Genomic DNA, 22,506 nt, shown 5'->3' with positions numbered 1-22,506 from the left:
TGTAATGTGGCATGCCTGGAGTTTCGCTAGCCGAGACGGCGGCCGCCTGGCCGCTTACGCGCACCTGACAAGCCAACTTGTTCCGGAACATTTTCTCCACGTTGAAGTTGGACAGCGCCAGGACCGTCGTTCGTCCAAGCTCAACCAGCGCTGAGAAATTCCATGACCAACCAACACCCCAAGACTAAACAGCCCTCGGACAAGGATCTGCGAGACAACCCGGGAATCGGCACCTCGAAGGGCGCGGTCAAGGGCGGCGATATGCTCGACGAGAACGATGCTCTCGATGGGGACAATACGTTCGAAGGCGATGTCGAGAACGATGTCACGCCTCAGGGCGGCATCAATCCTGACCAGACCGGACGCACGAACAAGTAGGAGGCGCCTTGCCATGGCCGGCCGGAAGACCCACGAGCAGCAGCTGCGCATCATCGAAAAGCGCGAGAACACCAGCAATGCCGGCGACGATTTCAATGCCGAGGATGAGCTGAAGAGAACCAAGCAGGAGCGCGAGGCGCGGCAAGGCGGCGCCAATCTGCGCGACGAGGGCGTGGAATTGACCGACAAGGATGATCGCCAGATGATCCGCGGCGAAAACCAGGAGAGCGAGCACCACAAGCGCAGGCAGGACGACTAAGCCTGTCGTCTTTAAGGCTATCGAGGAGCCATGCCAGACTACCGGCACGCCAGGCACCGCATGGTCGAGGCGCACATCGCCCGCCGCGGTGTGCGCGACGAACGAGTCCTTTCGCCACTGAGGCGGAATCCCGCGCGAGAAATCGTCGACGAGGGGTGCGAGGAGTTCGCCTATGGGGACGGTCCGGGCGGCGTTGCGCTCTGGCTATAGGGACCTGCGAAGACGCGACCTGAACATCGGCCAGCTCTGCCGCGAGAGCTTTTGGCGATCAGACAGCCTCGGCCACTACATGCAATCCTCGGCCTCGCAGCAGTTCGATGCCTTCGTCTGTTCGATCGCACCTCGCCTGTTCAGCCGCTGACTGCCGAACAGCGCCTCATCGGGTGGTACTGAGACCTTTGCCTTCGGCACCTGACTAGGCGGCCTTGCCTTCGGGCACGGAACATCTCACCGACTTTCTGGTTAGGCAGGCCGGATGAAGGGAGCTTTGCGCATGGCCACTAATTTGGAAGACGGCAAGACCGCTCAGTCTTCCGACGACTTGCTTGGCGGCAATCGCGGCGGCGACAAGGACCAGCGTAAGACTGACAAGACCGCGAACAAGAGCAGCCAGGCGGCGGGATCCGCATCGCGGTAGGACTGAGACATGCCGACCGCCGCGGACATCCTCATCGAGACGCTGATCGACTGGAACGTCGATATCATCTTTGGCCTGCCGGGCGACGGCATCAATGGCATCATGGAGGCGCTGCGCAGGCGGCAGGACCGTATCCGCTTCATTCAGGTGCGGCACGAGGAATCCGCGGCGTTCATGGCGTGCGCCTACTCAAAATGGACAGGCAAGCTCGGTGTCTGCCTCGCAACTTCCGGCCCTGGCGGCACACACCTCCTGACGGGACTCTACGATGCCAAGCTCGACCAAGCGCCGGTGCTCGCCATTACCGGCATGCAGTTCCACGACCTCATCGAGACCTTCACCCAGCAGGATGTCGACTTGACGCGCGTCTTCAGCGATGTCGCCGTCTTCAACGCGCAGGTCTCCGACGCGGCGCATATGGAAAGCCTGGCCGGTCTCGCCTGCAGGTCGGCGCTGGCAAGTCGCGGTGTTGCGCATCTGTCGATCGCCAGCGATGTGCAGGAGCACACGCTCGACCAGGCCAAGCGCTCGAAGCGCAACAAACCGTCGCATACGCCGGATCGTTGGTTCGAAGGAAGCAGGCTTCCCGACGAAGAACAACTTGCGAAAGCCGCCGAGATCCTGAACGGCGCGACGAAGGTCGCGATCCTCGCCGGTCGGGGCGCGCTTGGTGCCAGGCACGAGTTGGAAGAGACGGCGGAGCTGGTTGGTGCCCCCGTCGCAAAGGCCTTGCTCGGTAAGGCTGCCTTGCCCGACGATCACCCGCTGACGACTGGCGGCATCGGAATTCTCGGCACGCTGCCGTCGCAGGAAATCATGGAGGAATGTGACGCGCTGCTCGTCGTCGGCTCGACCTTTCCCTACATCGAATACTACCCGAAGCCGGGACAGGCGCGCGGGGTGCAGATCGAGCGCGACCCGCAGCGCATCGGCCTGCGCTATCCCGTTGAGGCCGGCCTTGCCGGCGATGCCGCCGTGACGCTGCGATTGCTGAACAGGCGCCTGAAGCGCAAGGATGATCGCAGCTTCCTCGAGAAGGCGCAGGCGGGCATGCGACGCTGGCGCGAGATGATGGCGCAGTCGGAGCAAAAGGCCGCCACTTCGCTCAAGCCCCAGGTGGTTACACGCGCATTTGGGAAACGATTGCCCGATGATGCGATCCTGGTTGCCGATTCCGGCCAGAACACCGAGATGGCGGCCCGCCATATCGAGCTGCGTGACGGGCAGGCCTTCGGCGTCTCGGGCGCGCTGGCCTCGATGGCATGCGGACTGCCCTATGCGATCGCCGCGGGCCTGGCCTTTCCCGGCCGGCCGGTCTTCGCGGTCGTCGGCGACGGCGGTCTCGCGATGCAACTCGGCGAGTTCTCGACGGCAGTTCGGTACCGGGTCCCACTCAAGGTGCTCGTGCTCAAGAACGGCATGCTCAATCAGATCGCCTGGGAGCAGATGATGTTCCTCGGTAACCCGCAATTCGCCTGCGAACTCCAGCCCATCGACTTCGCCATGGCCGCCGAAGCCATGGGCGGCATTGGTTACAGCGTCTCTCGCGCCGAGGAGGTGGAAGGTGTTCTCGACGCTGCCCTGGCTGCTGAGGGTCCGGTGGTCATCGAGGCCGTGGTCGACCCGTACGAACCGATGATGCCACCGAAGATGCCACCGGATTATGTGAAAAATTTCCGCAAGGCGCTATCGGACACTCCCGGACGCGCGGAAATCGAGGCGAATGTGGCGCAAGAGCCGCTGAGGTCGATGATTACCGCCGGCGAGAAAGACTGACGACACGCAAGAAGGAGCACGAGTTGAACAAGACCGACAGCGGCACCGCAAATCGCAGTTCGCCGGACCTCATGGGCGGCGACCAAGCGTGCAAGGCCGAGGAATGGGGCGGTGGCTCGAAAGCCGCCAAGGGACCGATCACGGAACCGGATCGACACAACCGCAACTCCAGCCAAAAAAGGAGCTGACATGCAGGATGCCCAGCAGAAATATCCTCAGCCGCCGCTTCCCGAACAGCAGCAGGACATGCCCGGCTACACCGACGAGATGGATCCACGGCCCGACCACGGAGAGGAGAGCTATCGCGGCAGCGGTAAGCTGATGGACCGCGTCGCGCTGATCACCGGCGCGGACTCGGGCATCGGCCGGGCGGTGGCTATCGCGTTTGCACGCGAAGGCGCCGACGTCATGATCTCCTATCTTGAAGAGGACGAAGATGCGCAGGAGACGGCGCGCTTGGTCGAGGAAGCGGGGCGCAAGGCGGTGCTCGCACGCGGCGACATCTCGGACGAAATCTTCGCGCGGTCGCTTGTGCAGCGAGCTATCGATGAATGCGGGCGCCTGGACATCCTCGTCAACAATGCAGCCCACCAGGCGTCGTTCGAGAAGCTTGAGGACATCAGCGCGGAGGAATGGGATCTCACCTTTCGCACCAATGTCTATGCGATGTTCTATCTGTCCCAGGAAGCAGTGAAGCACATGGAACCCGGCTCGACCATCATCAACACATCCTCGATCAACGCGACCAGTCCATCGCCGGCACTGCTTGCCTACGCCACTACCAAAGGAGCGATCGCCAACTTCACCGCCGGACTTGCAGGACTGGTAGCTGAACGCGGCATTCGGGTAAACGCGGTCGCTCCCGGGCCGATTTGGACGCCGCTGATCCCGTCGACAATGCCCTCTGAGAAGGTCAAGGAGTTCGGGAAGAACACACCGCTCAAGCGTCCCGGGCAACCGGCAGAGCTTGCAGCGACCTATGTGCTGCTTGCCTCGGAAGGATCGAGCTACACCACCGGCGCACTCTACGAGGTCACCGGTGGACGGCCGATGCTTTGAGCGAGCGTACCTGCCAGCTCCACGGCGCCCACTCCCGGTAGCACACCGACATGTGGCGAGGCTCATGCGCGATCAGGATCGCGGACAACCGCCACGTCCGCAAACTGGTCGAGGCGGATGCCGAAGCCTCCCACCAGACCCTGAACCGGAGGTTGGTAGACGGGAAGCTGACTTCACTCCGGGTTCAACCGGAGCGTCAGCTTTCGGGGAGGGGCAAACGCTGGGTGAATGTCCCCGATAGGCGCATTGCAGCCATGCCGCCGTCGCGTTGTGAGACTGATTTGGCGACCAGCAAAACAGCAGCCTCTACGACTCGTCCCTCTCATCGCGCAAATTAGACACAACGCGGCGGTTCTGCGACCTGCAGGCGGAGTCGGGGCAGTCGCGGACCAGCCTGTCCTTGCCGTAGCCCTTGGCCCACATGCGGTTCCGGTCTATGCCGCCGGCGGCGAGGTAGTCCATCACCGCATCGGCGCGCTGCTGCGACAGCGCCGTTTCACTTGCGCCTGGATCGTCGGCGAAACCCTGCAGCTTGAGCAGCCAGCGCGGATGCTTTGTCAACCAGGCGATCTGGGTGTCGAGGGTGGCCTTGGCGACAGAATCGAGCGCGGCCGAACCTTTCGTGAAGTAGGTGCGGCGGCCGACATTGAGGATAAAATCCTCCTCGCTGCCCGGCTGCACGTTCTGGAAGCCGGCAATCTCGGCGTTGGTGACGTCAGGCGTCGACGGGGCCAGCGTGTTGCTGGTCGAGCAGGATGCGGTCAGAACCAGCAGGCCGGCGGCGAGCAGCCGGCACGTGTTTTCAATCATGCGGTTCATGATGCGCCCATCATTCGACAGTGGTGGAAGCGGGCGCCTGGTCGGCGATGTGCGGCAGGACCTCCACAGCGGTGCCGATCGGGCACCGCTGGTAGAGGTCGATGATGTCTTCCGGAAACATGCGGATGCAGCCGCTGGAAGCGTCGGTGCCGATGCTCCACGGCTCGAGCGTGCCATGCAGGCGGTAGCCGATGTCGGCGCCGTCGCGGTACAGATAGAGCGCGCGCGGCCCGAGCGGATTGTTGGACGCGCCGCCTGCGACCATGGGCGGCAGGTCCGGCTTGCGCTTGCGCATTTCTGGCGGCGGGACCCATTGCGGCCACAGCGCGCGGCGATCGATCGTCGCGCGGCCGTACCATTTGAAGCCTTCCTTGCCGACGCCGACGCCGTAGCGGATGGCAGTCTTGTTTTCCATGATGAGGTAGAGGAAGTGGTGGCGGGTATCGACCACGACGGTGCCGACCGGCTCGCTGCTGAAATACTTGACGATCTGGCGATGCCATCTCTTGTCGATCTTGGCGAAGTTGGTCTTGCGATAGACGAAATCGTTATCGCTGGCGGTACCGGCGAAAAAGGATTTTGCCCCCGCGGCTTGAACAATATTGCCGGTTCCACCGACCGCGACCAGCGCCAGACCGCCGAGCACGACACCCCTGCGTGATAAAACCATCGGCAATCCCCCATGCCTTAAGCCTGGCGAACCATAGTTGAGAATGATTTCGGCTCAAAGTGGAAAAATGGTGCAGTGGGTGGGCCGCAAGCGGTCTGTCCGCTTGACGGCAAAATAGCGACTACCCGCCGGCTCACGCCGGCGAGCTTTTTTGTGCGGACGGGAACATCCTCGCTCCAAGGGTGTTCTGTCACACCCGGCTCGTTCTTCATCGGTCGTGCCGGTGACCAAGATGTCCCCTCATTCATCATGGTCGGCCCGCGCAGCCTTGACCGCACGCGCGGGCCATCCCATCACAAGGCCCGCTGGCTCACGCTGGCGGGTTTTTCCGCGTCCATGCGCCGACACTCATCTTCGCATGCCTGTCACAACGAGCCAGGCGGATTCCAGTATCCGCGCGCGGCGAGGAGGACTTGCGACGTGCCTCGCTGCGGGATTTTCGCGATGAGTCTACCTGGCTCCCGCTGAACACCGTGGCCTGACCACCGGGCGCGTTGGACGACCTTCAAGTCGAAAAAGCCCGCGGCAATCGCACCTTAGGCGAAGAGGCTTTGCTTTATTGATGCAGTTGTCATCGCATCATCATGGGTAGCAACGCGGTGTTGCGTGTTGTTGGAGAGATGGGGTTTCCCGAAAAGAATGAACATGCGCAGACAAAAGAAGCGAGCAGGATGGCCGTGAGTACATCTGCCAAATATCTATTACCTCATATGTGCTCGCTCCTCGGAAGGCGATCCCGCCACCCTCTCGACAGTGAAGATGGCGGGATCTCAACCGGCGACAAGGGACTTCGATCGACGGTCGGTTTCCAATTCGGCGTCCGGCTGCCTGTTCCGCCGTTCGGGCTTCTTCCAACCGCAATCAGACGCAAGTCCTATCCCATAAGACTGATGGCCAAATTCGGAACATCCGCTGAAGCATTGCGTTCGGCAGCGTGAAACCCAAGGCAAAGGATGACTAATCATGTCGAATTGCGAGACTGCAAAATCACATTCGTTAGGAAATCGCGTGGCTGATCTCACAGCCAAGATGCGTGAAGCGCAGATTGACGCGGGTGAAATGATGGCCTTCCACAAGGTTGCAACTATGTTGGAGGACAGCCAAGGACGTATCAATGGCGACGACTTGATCGCCGCATCCTTCGTTCTGCTGGAAGACCGGGCGCCCGAGTGACCCTGCGTTGGTCGGCTGCGATCGTTCCTCGATCAGCAATGCGAAGCCTTTTTTGTCACGGCTGGCGTCTCGCGGACTGCGGGAATAGCTCAAGCCTAAAGGGTGCTGGCCGGGCGCCTAACAGCCAAGAGACACCGCTTCGGGATCGGCCGCCACGCGCCCGCTTTGTCCGAGGGAGGGCATTCCCTTTGAAGCCAGCTACGGCGTGTCCTCGCTATCAGTGCCATGCATGCTGGAGCCATGCATGAAGGACTGGATCTCGTTCACATCGATCTTGCCATCACCATTCTCGTCAACGCTACTGAACATCCTGCCCACCGCGCGTTGAACCTCGTCCTCGGACACCGATCCGTCGCCATCGGTGTCCAACAGCCCGAACATCAGTCGCATGCCGGCACCGCGCATCATCTGATGATGCCAGCGTCCAGCCATTCTGTGTCCACGATCGCGGTCACCGTGGTTCTGCCAACGGTCGCCATCTTCATCGTGGCGGTCAGCATCCTCGTTGCGATCGCCTTGATAGTTGCGACTATCTTCCTCGCGGAAACCCTCTTCGGAACCGCGATCCTGCTGCAGTCGGTCACGGACAGCTTGCTCAACCATCTGGCGGATCATTTCGCGTGTTGGTCCATCCGCTTGTCCGGTCGCATCCGGCAACTGTCCGGCGGCCGGCGGTTCGGTTGCCGGAGCGGGTGCAGGTGTCGAGGGTGATGGTGTTCCGCTTGTCTGGGCGAGTGCGGGGGAGGTCAGGGCAATGAAAACGGCGGCCGCGGCCGTCTTGCTGTGTGGAAATCTCATGGCATGCTCCATCAGTGCTTTCGCTTGAAGGCCAAACTGGAGCTCGATGTGATTGTTCCCCGAAGGGATCAGGTCACGGCGAAGTTACTGAGGCATGCCCCGTCTGAGGTAGATCAGGGTCTTCGCCAGGGAATAATTCGGCTCTTCTTCCCTAGGCACAAGAGGAAGCCGGCGCCCATTTTTGCGGGCAATGAACGTTGGACATTCGGCCTCGCCAATTTTCTGCCAATCGATCATACCGACGCACCAATTCCCTCTGTGTCCTCTCCTTTCGTGGGACGGAAGCCGTTTCGACCGCACGCCGTCAATCGCGAATCCCGCGTCCATATGCTGCGCGGCCATGAAGCATATTTTTTATGTCACGGACCTCTGTCCGTCTGGACACCATGTTAGCCAGCGCTAAATCAGAGCAATGCGACGCCTCCTGCTGGGACTTACAGTTTTTCTCTTTTGGACCACGTTGCTTCAGGCCGAGGCGTGGCAGCCCTTCGGCGTCCGACAGCTTGGCTTTAGTTTCGATATTCCTCCGAATTTCGTCCTGACCCAGAATTCGGAGCAGGGCGCGGCTTTTCAGGGCCCAAGAGACGCGTTTCTGGTCGTTTGGGGCGCGCGACTGGGCAAAGCAAGTTTTCGCGCCGAGATTGAACATCGCATGATCGAGGACGAAAAGGCCGGTTGGCGACTGACCTATCGGCGCCTAGCCCCGAAATGGGCCAGCTACTCCGGGGTCAAGAATGGCGAGATTCGCTACGTCCGTGCAATTATGGTCTGCAACCAGCGTGCCGCGCTTTTCACAATGAATTATCGGAAATCCGAAAAGAAACCGTATGACCCTGTTGTTGTGCGCATGGTTCGGTCCCTGAGAGCGGAAGGATGTTAGCCAGCAAAAGGCGAGGTTGCCGTACTGTGCTTCCCTCGGCTAAGGGCCCAGTGGTCAACCCGGCTCCCCAATAGCCCCGCCCAGTCACATGAAAGCAGGCACCGGCAGATATGCGGCCGAACGTTCTCACGCTGGCTCAGCCGCTCAAAGCCCATCACCGAAAAGCTGCTTGGTGCGGTCGCCAGCTAGAGCTACCACTGAGCCATTCCCGCTGCGGCTGGGTAGCGCCTCAGTTCCGTACGCGTTCATACCAAGAACGGGCGGGGCGAACGTCCTGATAGAGCTACGGCTGTAGAAGCGCGCCGCCAAACTGCGCCCACAAGCGCTCGCACTCTCTCGCCCTTAGGCTCGGGGTACCGGGCGCGCCATAGAAGACCATGGCGCCGCGAATGTCGTATCCAAGCACCGAGGCGTTGGCCACGAACTGGATGGCTCTTCCCAAGCTGGTGATGCCGATGTCGACCTCAGCTTTGTTGGTGAGGTCGACCACGCCTACTATTTCCGCATTGGCGCTCCTGCCCGCCAAAACGGCCGTCGACATCGCATCATGCACGGCAAGAAGCATTTCGGTGAGTTGCCCGGTGGAAGGGCTCTACAAACGCTTAAACGTCAGGTTTGTTCCCAACTGGCCTTGGCGGCTTTCCGACGACCAAGAATGCGACTGCGATTACGCTCAATAGAATCACTGCGAACAGGATTGCCATGATTTCCGCGCACTGTATCGGATCACTCCGCGGCGAAGAAAACCCCGCAACATATCTCAGATAGCGGCGGGTGTTCGGCTGTAAGAACCAAACTGGGTCCCGCGGCCTCTCATGTGCGCGTAGTTGACATCGTCTGCTGGACCGAACGGTCAAGCCGAAGAGCCCAGTTCCTCTCAGCATCGAGCAGTTCATTCTGCTCAATCAAGCCATTCATAAACAGCCTGAGTATATGGGCAGCTATGCGCTCTCCGTTCTGCGAAGCAAGAGGTAGGGCGCGCTCTTTGCAGACCGTGTGACAAACCTGGGCGAGCATCTCAATCTCGCTTGGCCCCAAAAACCGACCCGGATACAACATACCGTTTTCCTGTTGGAGAGTTGGAATGGCTATCCATTACGCAGGGTCACCGGCAGCCACAATCAACTATGATAGTGAGATGTCGAGTCCCGGTGGAAAAAACAGTGAGGTCCCAAAAGTGGTCGCGCTTGTCTCCGATTGACAGATGCCTCGACGCTACACCGACCAGCGCTACCGCACCCGCTTCATCGACGCGGCTTTGCAAAGGCCTATGACCAGTTCGCTACCAGCTGCCGGACCGCCCAGGCGAGCATGCCGCCGGCCATTACCGAAAGCGCGATGTCGTGGATGAGGCAGCCTTTTCCGTATACATCCAGCTGTTACGCTGCGCATCTGCTTCGGTTCGAAAACTCGCCGCGAGCCTGGCGTGCTCGCGTGTCCGGGCCGAAAACGCCTTCACAGCCCACATGTTGATAACGACAGCGATGAGGCTGCCGCCGACCTCGTTGGCATAGGATGCTTCCCGGCAAGGGCATCGACCAATGCCCCGGGCGGACCAGCACGAACCTGCGGGGGCTTTCCCGGAACAAAGCGTCGACGATCCGGTTCGGCAGGGAAGCGGCCGAAATTGATGCCTTCGGAGATGCCGAGACAGATGACAGATGAAAGGGAAGCTGAAGATGACGAAGTCTCGCGACCGCACCGTTCCCGGCGACGGCAAAATCGAAACCGGCCCGAACACATCTCCGCAACAGGATCCGGCAGAGGGGTCGGGCGAGACAATCGATCGCGAACTCGAGCGGACAGACGACGATAATAATTCCGACGAAGCGGAACGCTCGCGCCGAGACCTGCGGAAAGGGGTGGCGGAAGAGACCGAGCTTCCCGAACGCGGCTCGGCCTGAGGATCGCCGGAACCTGGCCAAGGTAAGAGACATGGAAGGTTAGACGCATGGTCGCATCGCTGCTTGCTTCCTGCCTTTAACGCACCGGCCACACAACCATCCGCGGCGGTGATCCAGGGGACGGCGAGAACGGCCACTCGACGGTCCACTCTGTTCCAGCAAACTCGGCTCGCCGAGAGCAACCACCTCTGGCGTTACGGCCTGACGAGATGCCACCTGTCCAGGTCGCATGGCGCCAGGGTTCGGCAATCTCTATCAGGCTGCGCCGGCCTCCTGGCTGCGCTGCGAGCGGGCACGGTCGCGGGCTGCGGCAGTGCCTCCGGGAAAGCCGCTTCGATCGCTGTAGTCGCGTGGCTTGGTCCCGCTCCGAGAGTGGCGCGCGGTCACGCTTTTCGCAGCGATGATGTCGAGCAATGTGATGCCGGCGACCATCGCAAGCGCAAGGCCCACATTATCGCGCTTTGGGTTGCCAGGCCGATACGCTGTCAGCAATGTCGCGATATCCAGGCCGTCGCCGGCCACCCGGCTCCAAAGCCCGGCCTGCTTGTCCACTGAAAGCGAGAGTATGCCGCTGCTTATTTCCCGCGCCCCATAAGCGCGGATCAGGTCTTCCTTGCCGCGCATGCCGAGCGCGCCCGCAATCCGCTCGGCGCCAACCAGCTCGGCGACGCCAAGCGCGATGCTGAACCAGCCGAGCTTGCGGGCAAGGCCATCGGAGGCCCCGACCGCACTCTGCCCAGTCTTCAGCACTTTGGGATCGCCAGGCGATCGGGTGATGTTGGTAAGTTTGGCAATCACGTTCATGACGATTTCCCTACGGTTTCAGTACAACCTTGATGCAGCTGTCCTGCTTGTCGCGAAACACCTTGTACATCTCCGGTCCCTGCTCGAGCCCCACGGTATGGGTGATGACGAAGGATGGGTCGATCTGGCCATCTTCGATGCGGCGCAACAGATCCTCGGTCCAACGGTTGACATGGGTCTGCCCCATTCGGAAGGTGAGCCCCTTGTTCATTGCCTGTCCCATCGGAATCTTGTCGACCAGCCCGCTGTAGACGCCGGGGATCGAGATCACGCCGGCCGGCCGGCAGACATAGATCATCTCACGCAAAACGTGCGGTCGATCATTTTCCATCAGCATCAACTGCTTTGCGCGATCGTAGACGGTATCGGGCTGGGCCAGCGAGACGTGGCTTTCCATGCCGACGCAATCGATGCACTTCTCCGGGCCCTTTCCGCCGGTGAGTTCCCGCAGTCGTTCGACGACACTTTCCTCGGCGAAATTGATGGCGATGGCGCCGCCGGCCGCGGCCATGGAAAGCCGTTCCGGCAGGCAATCGATCGCCACCACCTGTTTCGCGCCGAGCAGCAGGGCGCTGCGTATGGCCATCTGCCCGACTGGGCCACAGCCCCACACCGCAACCGTATCGGTGGGCTCAATGTCGCACTGTGCCGCCGCCTGCCAGCCGGTAGGAAAAATATCGCCGAGGAAGAGAACCTGCTCGTCGGTAAGGTTGTCAGGCACCTTTACGTGCGTGGCATCGGCGAACGGCACACGCATGTATTCCGCCTGTCCCCCGGGATAGCCGCCGGTCAAATGAGTGTAGCCGAACAGACCCGCAGTGGTGTGCCCGAACACCTTGTCACCGAGATTCTTCTTGCGGTTTGTGCGTTCGCAAACCGAAAAGTTCTGTCGCTTGCACTGGTCGCACTCACCGCAGATTATGGTGAACGGCACGACGATGCGGTCTCCCTCCTTCAGAGCGCCGTTGACGCCCTTGCCGACCTCGACGACCTCTCCCATCATCTCGTGGCCCATGATGTCGCCGGGCAGCATGGCTGGCACATAGTTGTGGTAGAGGTGAAGGTCGGAGCCGCATATGGCACAACTCGTCACCTTGATGATCGCGTCACGTTCATCCTCAATTTCCGGGTCCGAAACCTGATCGCAGCGTATGTCTTCCTTGCCGTGCCAGACCAACGCTCGCATAGCTTGCTCCTATTTTCGCAAGATCTGTGGGTAGGGACCTCGCGCCTGTCCTAAGCGGGCCGATGCCTGGTTGGATCGACTGTGCCGCTGCTTGTCGAACCACAGGGGCGGACCGATGTTCCGGGAGCTCGAGAGAATTTTTCGGCCATTCCAGACCCGCACCTTGGAAGGATCTGTCGCGGGCACCAGCGGCCTTCCCCGGGGCGCGTCGGGCACGAGCCGCTGGAGCCCGACCCACGAATGGACGTACTCAAGTGTACCAAAAAACGTTCCGTCCGCAGGTGTCCTTCGCGGCGGCTGACACGTCATCTGCTCGATTCTCGCGGCCATAACCGGCATTCTCTTCCTCGCCCTCACAAGTCGGCCGAGGCGCTCAAGGGTCAGCGCTGTGTGACCGGAGCAGGTCGGAGATGCCGCTCACCGGCGGGCGCGTAGTCCGACCCCGACGCGATCGACACGAGGTGGATGGGCGCCATCGCGACGGCGGCTCTAGCGGAGTATTCGCAGAATACAATGATTAGCGGGCAGGGCAGACTGCTAGGCGTGCGCAGCCATGAACATGGCGACGGCCGACCGGCAATAGGATTCGATTTCGTTGTCGTCCGCCGCTCTCGCCTCATCGAAGCGTGCGATAATCAAAAGATCGGATCCTTTGAAAAGCGCGGCAAACAAGCGGGCGGACCGGAGAGGATCGGGCACGTTCAGAACCGCCTTCGCGTGCAACTGACGCAACAGGACCTCGATTTGGGCGATGACATGGGCGGGGCCGGCTTCGAAATGGAGCTCGCTTAACGACCTTGGATTCGTCTGGTCGGCCATGACCATGGCTTCGACACTGCGGACGTCTGATCTCAACAGCGTCCGAAGCAGGGATGATCCCACCGCCATGAGCTGATCTTCGACCGAACCGCCGACGCCTTCAAGAAGGGCCAGTGGCGCAAACAACTGATGGCAGCCGGCCGAGATGGCCGCGCTGAACAGCGCCTCCTTGTTCTCGAAATGCCGATAGATGCTGAGCTTGGATATCTTCGCCCGCTGGGCGACCTTGTCCAATGTGGTCGCTTGAAAACCCAATTCCACAAAGAGCTCGGACGCAGCGTCGAGTATCGTTTGGCCAAGCGCCTCGTTGGCGGGCCGGCCGCGCCGGCCCTGGCTATTTTCGGTCACGACAATTCCAGTCCTTGACAGTATCCAAATTCTCGGATTACGATACCATGTAGTTTCTGAAATGCGCAAGCCGATGGGTAGGTTTCAACCAGGTCCAACCAGCCCCTCATCCACAAAACGGAGCCCATCATGGATGACGTCATCATCATCGGCGGCAGCTTTGCCGGTCTCGCCGGCGCCCTGCAACTCGGTCGTGCCCGCCGCAAGGTCACCGTTCTCGATACCGGCCTGCCGCGCAACCGCTTCGCCGGCCACTCGCATGGCCTGCTCGGCCACGATCACAAGCCACCGCTGGACATCTTGGCCGAGGCGCGGCGGCAGCTGGCGCGCTATCCCACGATCAAGCTGGTCAATGCCCGGGCCGACAGCCTCTCCGGGGCCATCGACGATTTCTCCGTCCTCACTGGCGATGGCGGAAGCCTCGGCGCGCGCCGGCTGATCCTGAGCTATGGCGTCGCCGACCAGATGCCTGATGTTCCGGGCTTTGCCGAAGGTTGGGGCACGTCCATCGTGCCCTGCCCCTATTGCGACGGCTTTGAAGTCGCCGGCCAGCATTGGGGCCTCGTCTGGTCCGGCCCACAGTCGATGAATCAGGTCAGGCTGTTCCACGATTGGACCGACAGGTTGACGGTCTTCGCTGATGGTCACGACATTCCGCCCGATATCCGGGCCGGTCTGGCGCGCCGCAACATACCTGTCGTCGACGGCCGGATCAGCGAGATCGCCCATCACGGGGGGCATAACGCCACCGTCAAGCTCGATACCGGCCCAAAGGTCGCGGTCGACATCCTGTTCGCGCATCCGCGCAACAAGCCGTCCGCAAGCCTGCATGAATCACTGGGCCTCGCCACGGTCGATACGCCCCTCGGCGTAATCCTCAAGGTCGACGAGCGCCGCGAAACCAGCATGCCCGGCATCTACGCCGCGGGCGACCTCGCCAACCCCCTCACGCCGCCATCGGTCACCCTGGCAATATCGCACGGCGCGATGGCAGGCATCTTCGCCCAGCAGTCGATGCTGGTGTGAGAGCGCAGATTCCCTTCTCCGGGGTGCCGCGGGCTATCGTATTCTGAAGGTTGCGGGCCGGTGTTGCGGAACGTCGGCCCGCTCTCCCCTGAGGGGCGTCTTTGGCCGGCCAGCCTTGAGAACTCAACTGGGCTGCCTGCATGACGGCGATCGCCGACATCGGTTATCAAGCTCAATCACGCTGGAAAGCATGAACCACGTCGACGTCGACATCGCCGGCGGGCTTACGGTATGGCGACCGGTGGCGGAAGATTCGCCACCGCGGTCGGCACCTCGATGCTGCGACGCTACTGCGAAGAACGGTCGCGCCCAGCAGCGCTTCTGGCGGAACTCTCAGGCGGCCACGACGCGGGCCAGCAGTGACGCGGCCTCGGTACCAGCCAAGCCAAGGTCACGGACGCTGCTCATGTGATTGGCCCCGCCAAGGGTGGTGCGCGAAACAGTCAGTCCCTGTGTGTCAAGGTGGTCCGTGAAGAGTGCGGCCTGGCTGTGGAACGGCGGCGTTTCATCGGCGCCGACCAAGATATCTACGTCCACGGATGGATCGAAACTGTGATCGATGGGCGAGAATCGGCGGGCCTCCTCGTCGGTGATCGCGATCTCGGCGGCAAGGAACGACATCTGCAATGGCTTCAGGTCGTAAAGGCCGCCAAGCAGCAGCGCAGCTTTGATGCCGGAAGCCCGCTCGTCACCGTCGAAAAGCATTGTTGCCAGATGCGCACCGGCGGAATGACCGCTAACGGTCAGCAGGCCGGGATTGCCGCCATGGTGTGCGACATTGTCAAATACCCATCGCTTGGCGCGGCGCACCTGGTCGACGATCCTGGCCATCCTGACGGTCGGCATCAGCGCGTAGTCGACAATGACCGCGATCGCACCTGCGTTCGTAACGGTCTCGGCGACGTAGGAATAGTCGCGCTTGGAGAACATGCGCCAATAGCCCCCGTGGATGAACATGTGCACCGGCAGGCGGTCCCGTTTGCCCTCGGGAAAGAACAGATCCACGGTTTCGGTGGCGTCAGCCCCGTAGGCGACATCGGCGACCATGGGAACATTCGCCCTGGTCTCCTCGCTTCTGCGAACGATCTCGGCGACCATGTCGTCGAACTCGACCACATGATCGCGAATGCGAAACGGATCTTTGGCGTGATGTCCGCTCACAGGGTCACGGCGATGTACTTGGCCTCCATGAACTCGGCAACGCCATGCTTCTGGCCGCCTTCTCGCCCCAACCCGCTTTGCTTTACTCCGCCGAAGGGCGCCGCCGGATCCGACATCAGGCCGCGGTTGAGCGCGATCATGCCGGACTCGATCTTCGATGCCACGCGCATCCCCCGGCCCAGGTCGCGCGTATAGATGTAGGCAGCGAGACCGTATTCGGTGTCATTGGCTTTGGAGATGACATCCGCCTCGCTTTCGAAGCGACTGATCGGCGCCACGGGACCGAAGATCTCCTCGTGAGCCATGGCAACGTCGGCCGGCACGTCCTTGAGCACCGTTGGCGGATAGAAAAAGCCTCTTCCTTCAGATACGCCGCCACCACACAGGATTTTGGCGCCGCGGGCAACGGCGTCCTGCACAAGCCGGTCGATCTTGTGCACAGCCTTCCTGGTGATCATCGGCCCGCATTCTGTGTCTGAGTCTGTGCCCGGGCCCACGTTGAGTGCCGCCATGCGTTTGCTCAAGCCTTCCGCGAAGGCATCATGGATGCCGGCCTGGACGTAAAGCCGGTTGGCGGCCGTGCAGGCTTCGCCGGCGTTGCGCATCTTGGCAACCATCGCACCGTCAAGGGCGGCTTCCAGGTCGGCGTCGTCGAAGACGATGAAGGGTGCGTTGCCGCCAAGCTCCATGGAACAGGAGATGACGTGTTTCGCGGCTTCGGCCAGCAGCACGCGGCCGACGCCGGTCGAGCCGGTGAAGGACAGCTTTCGCACGCGCGGATCGGCCAGCATGGCCGCCGTCACCGGCCCGGGGGTCGAGGTCGTCAGCACGTTGACGACGCCGGGCGGCACGCCGGCCTCCTCGTAGAGCGCCGCAAGCGCATAGGCCGTCAGCGGCGTCTCGCTGGCGGGCTTCAGGATCACCGTACAGCCGGCCGCCAGCGCCGGGGCGATTTTACGTGTCGCCATGGCAGCTGGGAAATTCCATGGCGTGATGAGCACGCAAATGCCGATGGGCTGGTAGTCGACAATGATCCGGTTCGCGCCCGAGGGTGCAAGGCCGAACTCGCCGCTGATGCGGACCGCCTCCTCGGCGTTCCAGCGAAAGAACTCCGCCGCATAGGCGACTTCGCCGCGCGCATCGCGCAGCGCCTTGCCGTTCTCCAGCGAGATCAGCGCGGCCAACGTCTCCATCCGTTCGGTCATCAGTTCGAAGCAGCGCCGCAGGATTTCCGATCGCCTGCGTGGCGGGGTCTCGCGCCAGCCGGCCGCCGCCTTCGCAGCAGCGTCGACGGCGGCGGCGGCGTCGGCGAGCGTTGCATCGGGAACCGCAGCGATCACGGCTTCAGTCGAGGGATCGACCACTTCGATCACGCGGCCCTCCGATGAGGGGCGCCAGCGTCCGCCAATGTAGAGACCGTGCGAGACCGTGGCGTAGTCGAACATATCTTGATCCTCGTCGGATATGCCTGCGGCAATGTTCATTGGATGAACTCCTGGGTCGATCACATCATGGTGGCGGACATGTCGCCGTCATAGGCAGCCCTGACCAGCTGTCGCATCGCGGCGAGGTCGAACGGACGCGGATTGTTCTTGATCAACCGGTCGATGCCGAGCGCCTGCTCAGCCGTCCAGTCGATCTTGTCTTCGGGAAGACCCAGTTCGGCCAATGTCGGCGTGATGCCGATGGCGCCAAACAGCCGGCTCACCTCCCGGATGGTGGCGTGCGCCAAGGCGTCGGCGCCGCCGCCCTGAAGGGAAAGGCCAAGAGCAGTGCCGACTTCCGCAATCTCCGCGGCTGCTGCGGCCAGGTTGTAGGCCATCACATAGGGCAGCATGGTGGCGACCCCCAGACCATGCGGGGTGTGGGTAAGCGCACCGACGGGATACTGCACCGCATGGGCGGCGGCCGTTCCCGCCGTGCCGAAAGCGCAACCGGCGGCCAGCGCTCCCATCATCACGTCGGCGCGCGCATCCTCGTCCGATCCGTCGCGATATGCCTTTTCCAGACTGCGGCCGAGCAGCCTGATGGCCAAAAGCGCGAAATGATCGGTCAGAGCGCTCTTGCCGATGAACACGTGCTGTTGCGGCAAATGAGGGTCGGCGCCGCGTTTGGCCGCTGTGAAGGCCTCGATTGCGTGCGTCAGCGCGTCGGCGCCGGCGATCGCCGTCAAGGATGGTGGACAGGTCACCGTCAGATCCGGATCGCAAAGCGCCACTGCTGCGATGAGATGCGGACTGGCGATACCCACTTTCAGCGTCCGATCCGGGTCGGAGATCACGGCGACGGGGGTCACCTCGGAGCCTGTTCCAGCCGTCGTCGGCACTGCGATCACCGGAAGGGTAGGGCCGGGTACCTTGAACTCGCCATAGTAGTCCTCGAGCTTGCCGCCGTGGCTGAGCAGAAGTGCAGCGCATTTGGCCATGTCGAGGCAACTGCCGCCCCCGATGCCGATCACCATGTCCGGCTTGAAATCCTTCGCCTGCGCAATGCAGGTGGCGACGCTGTCGCGCGGCACATCCGGCAGCGTTCGGTCGAAGACCAGCGCCTCGATCACCGCCTTGTGCAAGCCAGCCAGAATCTCGGCGAACTGCGACGTCGCCGCGAAGCGCTCATCGGTACAGACGAACGCACGCCGTCCATATTTGGCGGCAATGGCAGGCAGGACATGGCGCTGGCCTTTGCCAAATAGAATCTCGCTCGGCAGGCGCGCCGCTGCAAACAAGCTCATGCACAAGATCCTGCGAAGACGGATTGGAAGCCGACAGGCTTGGCTTCGTGCCAGAGGCCGACCTCGGCGCTGCAGGTCATGATCATGCGATACCCCTCTAATAAAATCGTATAGGATATAGGATTGAGTTTCGCGGAGCATCATGTTAGTGGGTGGTTCTGTCAAGAGGCAAACGATGCAGAACACGGACCTGACGGTTGACAATGAAGCCCGTGCGACCGGTCGTATTCAGCGCGCCAACAGTCTGGCTGGCGACGTTTACGAAGCAATCTTCGCGCAGCTCATGTCTTTGAGGATTGCTCCGGGATCGCGCATCACCGTCGACAATCTCGTCAAGGAATTCAACGTCTCGCATACCCCCATTCGTGAAGCGCTTGGCAGGCTGGAGGGGGAAGGGCTGGTTCTGAAAACCCACCTGATCGGCTATCGCGCCGCCCCACAAATCACCCGCCGGCGCTTCGACGAGCTTTACGAGCTGCGTCTATTGCTTGAACCTGCCGCCGCGGCCAAAGCCACCGCAACAATGGACGGCGAGCGCCTTGCCGCGCTGCAGGAGGCGGCCGGCGTCATGGCTCGGCGGGTGGGGAAAGACGAACGCCTGCGCTATTCGAACTTCGCCCGTCAGGATGCGATCTTCCACGACAAGATCGTCGAGTTCGCCCAAAACGAACTCATTCGCGAGACACTGAATCACCAGCATACCCACTTCCATATCTTCCGGCTGATGTATCACTCCAGGGTGACCGAAGAGGCGCTCGACGAGCACGAGGCTATTCTCGCTGCCTTTGCCGCGGGCGATCCGGACGCCGCCGAAAAAGGCATGCGTGCGCACATCGAAAATTCGCGGGACAGGCTCCTGCCTGCGTTCGAGTAGCCTGGCGATGCTGCTTGCCCGAGGCACCCTCAAGCGCGGCGCGCCGCTGTTCGCCCAGCCTGCCGCCTACGAATTCTACCCCCCCCGTTCTGAGCCGATTTCGATACCGGGAAGGAGGCGCGCAGTGCACCTCGCCCCTGAAACAAGCCGAGAGGAAAAGACATGCCAGCCAAAAAAATCCTGATGCTGACCGGTGATTTCACCGAGGAGTATGAAATCTTCGTCTATCAGCAGGCGATGGAAGCGGTGGGACACACCGTTCATGTCGTGTGCCCCGACAAAAGCGCCGGAGACATGATCAAGACGTCGCTGCACGATTTCGAGGGCGATCAGACCTACACCGAAAAGCCCGGCCACAATGCGCTGATCAACAAGACCTTCGCCGACGCCGAGAGGCAGCTGAGCCAGTACGACGCTGTCTATTGCGCCGGCGGTCGTGGCCCCGAATACATCCGCACCGACAAGCGGATACAAGCGATGGTGCGCCATTTCCACGAGGCAAAAAAGCCGATCTTCACGATCTGCCATGGCGTCCAGATTCTGATCGCGGTGGACGGCGTCGTGCGCGGCAAGAAGGTGGCGGCGCTCGCCGCTTGCGAGCCGGAGGTGACGCTTGCCGGCGGCACTTATATCGATTTGTCTCCCACCGACGCCTATGTCGATGGGACCATGGTTTCAGCCAAAGGCTGGACCGCGCTTGCGGCATTCATCCGTGAATGCCTGAAGGTGCTGGGAACGGAAATCCACCATTCTTGAACCGTTTGTCCCGGCGCATCCTGAGGGGATGCGCCGGCTCCCTAAACGGCGCGGCGACTTCCGTCATTTCATCAGGTTCAGATCAGGAACCTGCGGCAGGTGTGCTCCAGAACCTGTGGCCATCATCACCTCGGACGCCTTCAAGGCGCTGCCGCATCGCGTGCGTGCACAGCGCGCCATCCTCGTTGACCTTTCCCAGCTTGACGGGTCCGAACCCGAGTTGGTGGACTCAATGGGGCGGTCGACATGAAGTCGGCGCCCGGGAGCTGTCAGGGCTTCACGAACCGAAACGCGAAGCGATCGGTCTCGCCCTTGATCGCGGGATCGAACACCTTGATCGAGTGCGGGTCATCCTTGTTCGCGAGCACGGTGCTTTCCGCGTCCAGTACGAAGCCGGCCGCCTCCACCTCCTCGCGGACGAATGCAGGGTCGATCCGATGCAGCGACCGGGTGTCGCTCGTGCCCGACCCAGTGGCGGCGGCGTGGTCGACGATAACGTAGGACCCACCGGGTTTCAGCCGCTTGTAGACAGCTCGATTGAAGTCGGCCGCCGTCGCACCCTTCTTCTGGACCAGGGCGGTGTGAAGATCGTGGTAAAACAGGTGCAGCCATAGGACATCGGCTGGCGGCGTGACCTTCGGCATCGCGACGAGATCCGCCGAGGCGGCTTCGACGTTCTCTCGGCTCGGCTCCTTCGCGAGCGTCCGCATGAGGCCGACCGGATCGTTCTTGAAGTGGGCGACTTCGGCCGGCACGAAGCTGTAGACCCGCCCCTCTGATCCGACGATGTCGGAGAAGAGGCGCGTCCAGTCTCCGTCGCCAGGGTAAACGTCGATCACGGTGGAGCCCGCCTCGATTCGTGCGAACCGGATTAAATCGGACACCTTGGATTGGTCGTACATCGAAATTTCCTAGTGGATATTCTTCTGGGTGCTCATACTGATTTCTCCATTTGCTCGGATCGGATCGGGCTTGATCCGATCCGAGTTCCGATCGCGTGCGTCGTCTCTTTGCCGGGGACGTCGCGCTCGTCAGTCGAATTTGACCAAGTCCTTGAAGATCAGATGACCCCAGCTGTTTCCGCGCGCCTGGACCAGCAGGCCACCTTCCGACACCCCGCCAAGCTTAATCGGCGCGAAACCGAGATTTTCCGCAAGCTCCCCAGTCTGTGTTGCGGCAGCATCATCGTCGCTTGCCAAGAACACGACCCTCCGGCCACCATGTACGGCCGGATCCTGATCAAGCACCGGGGCGATCAGATGGTTGAAGCCCTTGACCAGTTTTGCGCCAGAGAAGGCCTGCGCGATTAACTTGGAAGAAGGTTGTCCTCCCAGTTCCTCAGGGGGCACGCCATAGGCATTGGTCACATCGATGATCGTCTTCCCCTGCCAGGTGGGGAGCGCCTTCGCAACATTCGGGTGCGCCTCGAAGCGGACAGCCAAAAAGATGATGTCCGCCTTGATGGCTTCCGCCAGTTTTTTGGGGATGATGGTGGGTCCGATCGCGGCCGCATCGGCGGCAAAGCTTTCCGGGTCGCGTGTGGTTGCAACGGAAACTTCGATGCCGTTTCGGGCAAACGCCTTGGCAAGGGCCCGTCCGATATTGCCGAATCCTACGATTGCATAGTTCATAGTATTTCTCCGATCTGGTGCTAATGCCGGGGTCAGACTTGCGCCATGCCCCCATCGACGGCGAGATCCACGCCGGTGACGAAAGAACTTTCATCGGAGGCGAGGAACGTGACGGCAGCAGCGATTTCCTCTGGTTTGCCCCTGCAACCCATTGGGATCTGTGACGCAAACTGGGCGGCCGCTTGCTCGGCTTGCTCAGGAGTAAGGCCAGTCGTTGTCTCCAAGGCCGGCGTCTCGATTGGTCCCGGACTCATTGCATTGACGCGGATTTTGCGGTCTTTGAATTCCAGTGTCCAAGCGCGCGCGAAGTTGCGTACAGCCGCCTTGCTCGCGGCGTAGGTACTAAACCCTGGAAGCCCCAACACGTTCGACACTGAAGAATTCAGGATGATCGAACCGCCGTCTTTGAACAGGGGAAGGGCCTTCTGCACGGTAAAGAACAGACCCTTCACGTTCACATCGAAGGTCTGATCAAAATGTGCCTCGGTAGCGACGGCGAGCGGTGCGATCGTCCCCGCGCCGGCGTTGGCGAAGAGAATGTCGATATGACCATGTTTCTCCTTCACGACGGCATAGAGGCGATCCAGATCTTCCAGGAGCGACACGTCACCCACGACCGTCGTAACGCTTTTCATGATGAAGGCTGCGGCCTCGTTCAGCTCTTTCTCTCTTCGCCCGGTAATCACGACGCGCGCTCCTTCTTCTACGAAGCGCTTGGCTCCCGCTGCTTCCGCCCGTGATGACTGCGATCTTGCCTTCGAGTTTTTTCATAATTCTTTGTCTTTCGTTGCGCACGGGCCAGGTACGGACCGCGCTG

General features: G+C 61.5%; 25 protein-coding genes and 1 pseudogene. 13 read left to right on the top strand and 13 right to left on the bottom strand.

Annotated features, from left to right (window positions below; genetic code table 11):
- Positions 1-162 precede the first annotated feature (162 nt).
- From X733_RS152790 to X733_RS152815, 7 genes are all read left to right on the top strand, one after another.
- Positions 163-378 carry a hypothetical protein gene (locus tag X733_RS152790; RefSeq protein WP_023818615.1) on the top strand — a complete coding sequence of 72 codons (216 nt, stop codon included), beginning with the start codon at positions 163-165 and terminating at the stop codon, positions 376-378.
- 13 nt (positions 379-391) lie between these two features.
- Positions 392-637, top strand: coding sequence for a hypothetical protein (locus X733_RS152795; RefSeq protein WP_023699894.1), 246 nt, complete (start codon positions 392-394; stop codon positions 635-637).
- Between the two features lie 172 nt (positions 638-809).
- The gene (locus tag X733_RS1000000169500) at positions 810-998 is read left to right on the top strand and encodes a hypothetical protein (RefSeq protein ID WP_023707234.1); all 189 of its coding nucleotides are present in this window, start codon (positions 810-812) and stop codon (positions 996-998) included.
- A gap of 132 nt (positions 999-1,130) precedes the next feature.
- The gene (locus X733_RS1000000170190; protein ID WP_023818614.1) at positions 1,131-1,274 is read left to right on the top strand and encodes a hypothetical protein; all 144 of its coding nucleotides are present in this window, start codon (positions 1,131-1,133) and stop codon (positions 1,272-1,274) included.
- A gap of 9 nt (positions 1,275-1,283) precedes the next feature.
- Complete coding sequence (locus tag X733_RS152805; protein WP_023818613.1) at positions 1,284-3,050, top strand: thiamine pyrophosphate-dependent enzyme; 1,767 nt, start codon at positions 1,284-1,286, stop codon at positions 3,048-3,050.
- A gap of 23 nt (positions 3,051-3,073) precedes the next feature.
- Positions 3,074-3,238, top strand: a complete 165-nt coding sequence (locus tag X733_RS1000000170185) for a hypothetical protein (protein ID WP_023695159.1) — start codon at positions 3,074-3,076, stop codon at positions 3,236-3,238.
- Between the two features lies 1 nt (position 3,239).
- Positions 3,240-4,109, top strand: coding sequence for an SDR family oxidoreductase (locus X733_RS152815; RefSeq protein WP_023726223.1), 870 nt, complete (start codon positions 3,240-3,242; stop codon positions 4,107-4,109).
- Between the two features lie 306 nt (positions 4,110-4,415).
- Here X733_RS152815 and X733_RS152820 read toward each other — a convergent pair whose 3' ends face one another.
- Positions 4,416-4,928 carry an OmpA family protein gene (locus X733_RS152820; RefSeq protein WP_023714944.1) on the bottom strand — a complete coding sequence of 171 codons (513 nt, stop codon included), beginning with the start codon at positions 4,926-4,928 and terminating at the stop codon, positions 4,416-4,418.
- Positions 4,929-4,938: 10 nt separating this feature from the next.
- Entirely contained in the window at positions 4,939-5,598 is a 660-nt protein-coding gene (locus X733_RS152825; RefSeq protein WP_023818612.1) for a L,D-transpeptidase, read from the bottom strand.
- Between the two features lie 1,008 nt (positions 5,599-6,606).
- Here X733_RS152825 and X733_RS152830 point away from each other — a divergent pair.
- A complete protein-coding gene (locus tag X733_RS152830) occupies positions 6,607-6,771 on the top strand; it encodes a hypothetical protein (RefSeq protein ID WP_023667766.1) in 165 nt (54 codons plus the stop codon).
- 198 nt (positions 6,772-6,969) lie between these two features.
- On the opposite strand, the gene X733_RS0134605 is transcribed toward X733_RS152830, so the two are convergent.
- Entirely contained in the window at positions 6,970-7,581 is a 612-nt protein-coding gene (locus tag X733_RS0134605) for an EF-hand domain-containing protein (protein WP_245274417.1), read from the bottom strand.
- A 400-nt stretch (positions 7,582-7,981) separates the two neighbouring features.
- Here X733_RS0134605 and X733_RS152835 point away from each other — a divergent pair, with 400 nt between their 5' ends.
- Positions 7,982-8,449 (top strand): hypothetical protein, encoded by a 468-nt coding sequence (locus tag X733_RS152835; RefSeq protein WP_023667769.1) that lies wholly within the window; start codon positions 7,982-7,984, stop codon positions 8,447-8,449.
- Between the two features lie 283 nt (positions 8,450-8,732).
- Here X733_RS152835 and X733_RS152840 read toward each other — a convergent pair whose 3' ends face one another.
- Positions 8,733-8,990, bottom strand: coding sequence for a hypothetical protein (locus X733_RS152840; protein WP_245260390.1), 258 nt, complete (start codon positions 8,988-8,990; stop codon positions 8,733-8,735).
- Between the two features lie 1,138 nt (positions 8,991-10,128).
- On the opposite strand from X733_RS152840, the gene X733_RS152850 reads away from it, so the two are divergent.
- On the top strand, positions 10,129-10,353 hold the full coding sequence (locus tag X733_RS152850; RefSeq protein WP_155924188.1) for a hypothetical protein: 225 nt from the start codon (positions 10,129-10,131) through the stop codon (positions 10,351-10,353).
- A 255-nt stretch (positions 10,354-10,608) separates the two neighbouring features.
- Here X733_RS152850 and X733_RS152855 read toward each other — a convergent pair whose 3' ends face one another.
- The 3 genes from X733_RS152855 to X733_RS152865 all read right to left on the bottom strand — a co-directional run bounded on the left by X733_RS152855 (position 10,609) and on the right by X733_RS152865 (position 13,510).
- Complete coding sequence (locus X733_RS152855; RefSeq protein ID WP_023667774.1) at positions 10,609-11,157, bottom strand: hypothetical protein; 549 nt, start codon at positions 11,155-11,157, stop codon at positions 10,609-10,611.
- Between the two features lie 10 nt (positions 11,158-11,167).
- On the bottom strand, positions 11,168-12,343 hold the full coding sequence (locus X733_RS152860) for a zinc-dependent alcohol dehydrogenase (RefSeq protein WP_023704688.1): 1,176 nt from the start codon (positions 12,341-12,343) through the stop codon (positions 11,168-11,170).
- 537 nt (positions 12,344-12,880) lie between these two features.
- Positions 12,881-13,510, bottom strand: coding sequence for a TetR/AcrR family transcriptional regulator (locus X733_RS152865; RefSeq protein WP_023714935.1), 630 nt, complete (start codon positions 13,508-13,510; stop codon positions 12,881-12,883).
- A 129-nt stretch (positions 13,511-13,639) separates the two neighbouring features.
- Here X733_RS152865 and X733_RS152870 point away from each other — a divergent pair, with 129 nt between their 5' ends.
- Positions 13,640-14,536 (top strand): NAD(P)/FAD-dependent oxidoreductase, encoded by an 897-nt coding sequence (locus X733_RS152870; RefSeq protein ID WP_023667777.1) that lies wholly within the window; start codon positions 13,640-13,642, stop codon positions 14,534-14,536.
- Positions 14,537-14,869: 333 nt separating this feature from the next.
- Here X733_RS152870 and X733_RS152875 read toward each other — a convergent pair whose 3' ends face one another.
- The 3 genes from X733_RS152875 to X733_RS152885 are packed head-to-tail and all read right to left on the bottom strand — an operon-like array spanning position 14,870 to position 18,428.
- Positions 14,870-15,652, bottom strand: coding sequence for an alpha/beta hydrolase (locus X733_RS152875; protein ID WP_348625861.1), 783 nt, complete (start codon positions 15,650-15,652; stop codon positions 14,870-14,872).
- A 41-nt stretch (positions 15,653-15,693) separates the two neighbouring features.
- A complete protein-coding gene (locus X733_RS152880) occupies positions 15,694-17,142 on the bottom strand; it encodes an NAD-dependent succinate-semialdehyde dehydrogenase (protein WP_245274426.1) in 1,449 nt (482 codons plus the stop codon).
- A gap of 59 nt (positions 17,143-17,201) precedes the next feature.
- Positions 17,202-18,428, bottom strand: coding sequence for an iron-containing alcohol dehydrogenase (locus X733_RS152885; RefSeq protein WP_023818611.1), 1,227 nt, complete (start codon positions 18,426-18,428; stop codon positions 17,202-17,204).
- Between the two features lie 175 nt (positions 18,429-18,603).
- Between X733_RS152885 and X733_RS152890 the strand changes: the two genes are divergently transcribed.
- On the top strand, positions 18,604-19,302 hold the full coding sequence (locus tag X733_RS152890) for a GntR family transcriptional regulator (RefSeq protein WP_023818610.1): 699 nt from the start codon (positions 18,604-18,606) through the stop codon (positions 19,300-19,302).
- Between the two features lie 162 nt (positions 19,303-19,464).
- Positions 19,465-20,058: a DJ-1/PfpI family protein gene (locus tag X733_RS152895; protein WP_023686902.1), complete on the top strand. Its 594-nt coding sequence runs from the start codon at positions 19,465-19,467 to the stop codon at positions 20,056-20,058.
- Positions 20,059-20,327: 269 nt separating this feature from the next.
- On the opposite strand, the gene X733_RS152900 is transcribed toward X733_RS152895, so the two are convergent.
- The 3 genes and pseudogenes from X733_RS152900 to X733_RS01000000166165 all read right to left on the bottom strand — a co-directional run bounded on the left by X733_RS152900 (position 20,328) and on the right by X733_RS01000000166165 (position 22,460).
- Entirely contained in the window at positions 20,328-20,960 is a 633-nt protein-coding gene (locus X733_RS152900) for a class I SAM-dependent methyltransferase (protein WP_023751775.1), read from the bottom strand.
- 129 nt (positions 20,961-21,089) lie between these two features.
- Positions 21,090-21,689 carry an NADPH-dependent F420 reductase gene (locus tag X733_RS152905; protein ID WP_023818609.1) on the bottom strand — a complete coding sequence of 200 codons (600 nt, stop codon included), beginning with the start codon at positions 21,687-21,689 and terminating at the stop codon, positions 21,090-21,092.
- A gap of 32 nt (positions 21,690-21,721) precedes the next feature.
- A pseudogene (locus X733_RS01000000166165) lies at positions 21,722-22,460 on the bottom strand (SDR family oxidoreductase).
- Positions 22,461-22,506 lie beyond the last annotated feature (46 nt).

The sequence above is a fragment of the Mesorhizobium sp. L2C066B000 genome (genome assembly GCF_000502335.1).
In the GTDB taxonomy this organism is placed as follows: Bacteria; Pseudomonadota; Alphaproteobacteria; order Rhizobiales; family Rhizobiaceae; genus Mesorhizobium.
Note: the sequence above shows the minus strand (reverse complement) of the source record. Positions and strands in the feature narration are given on the sequence as shown.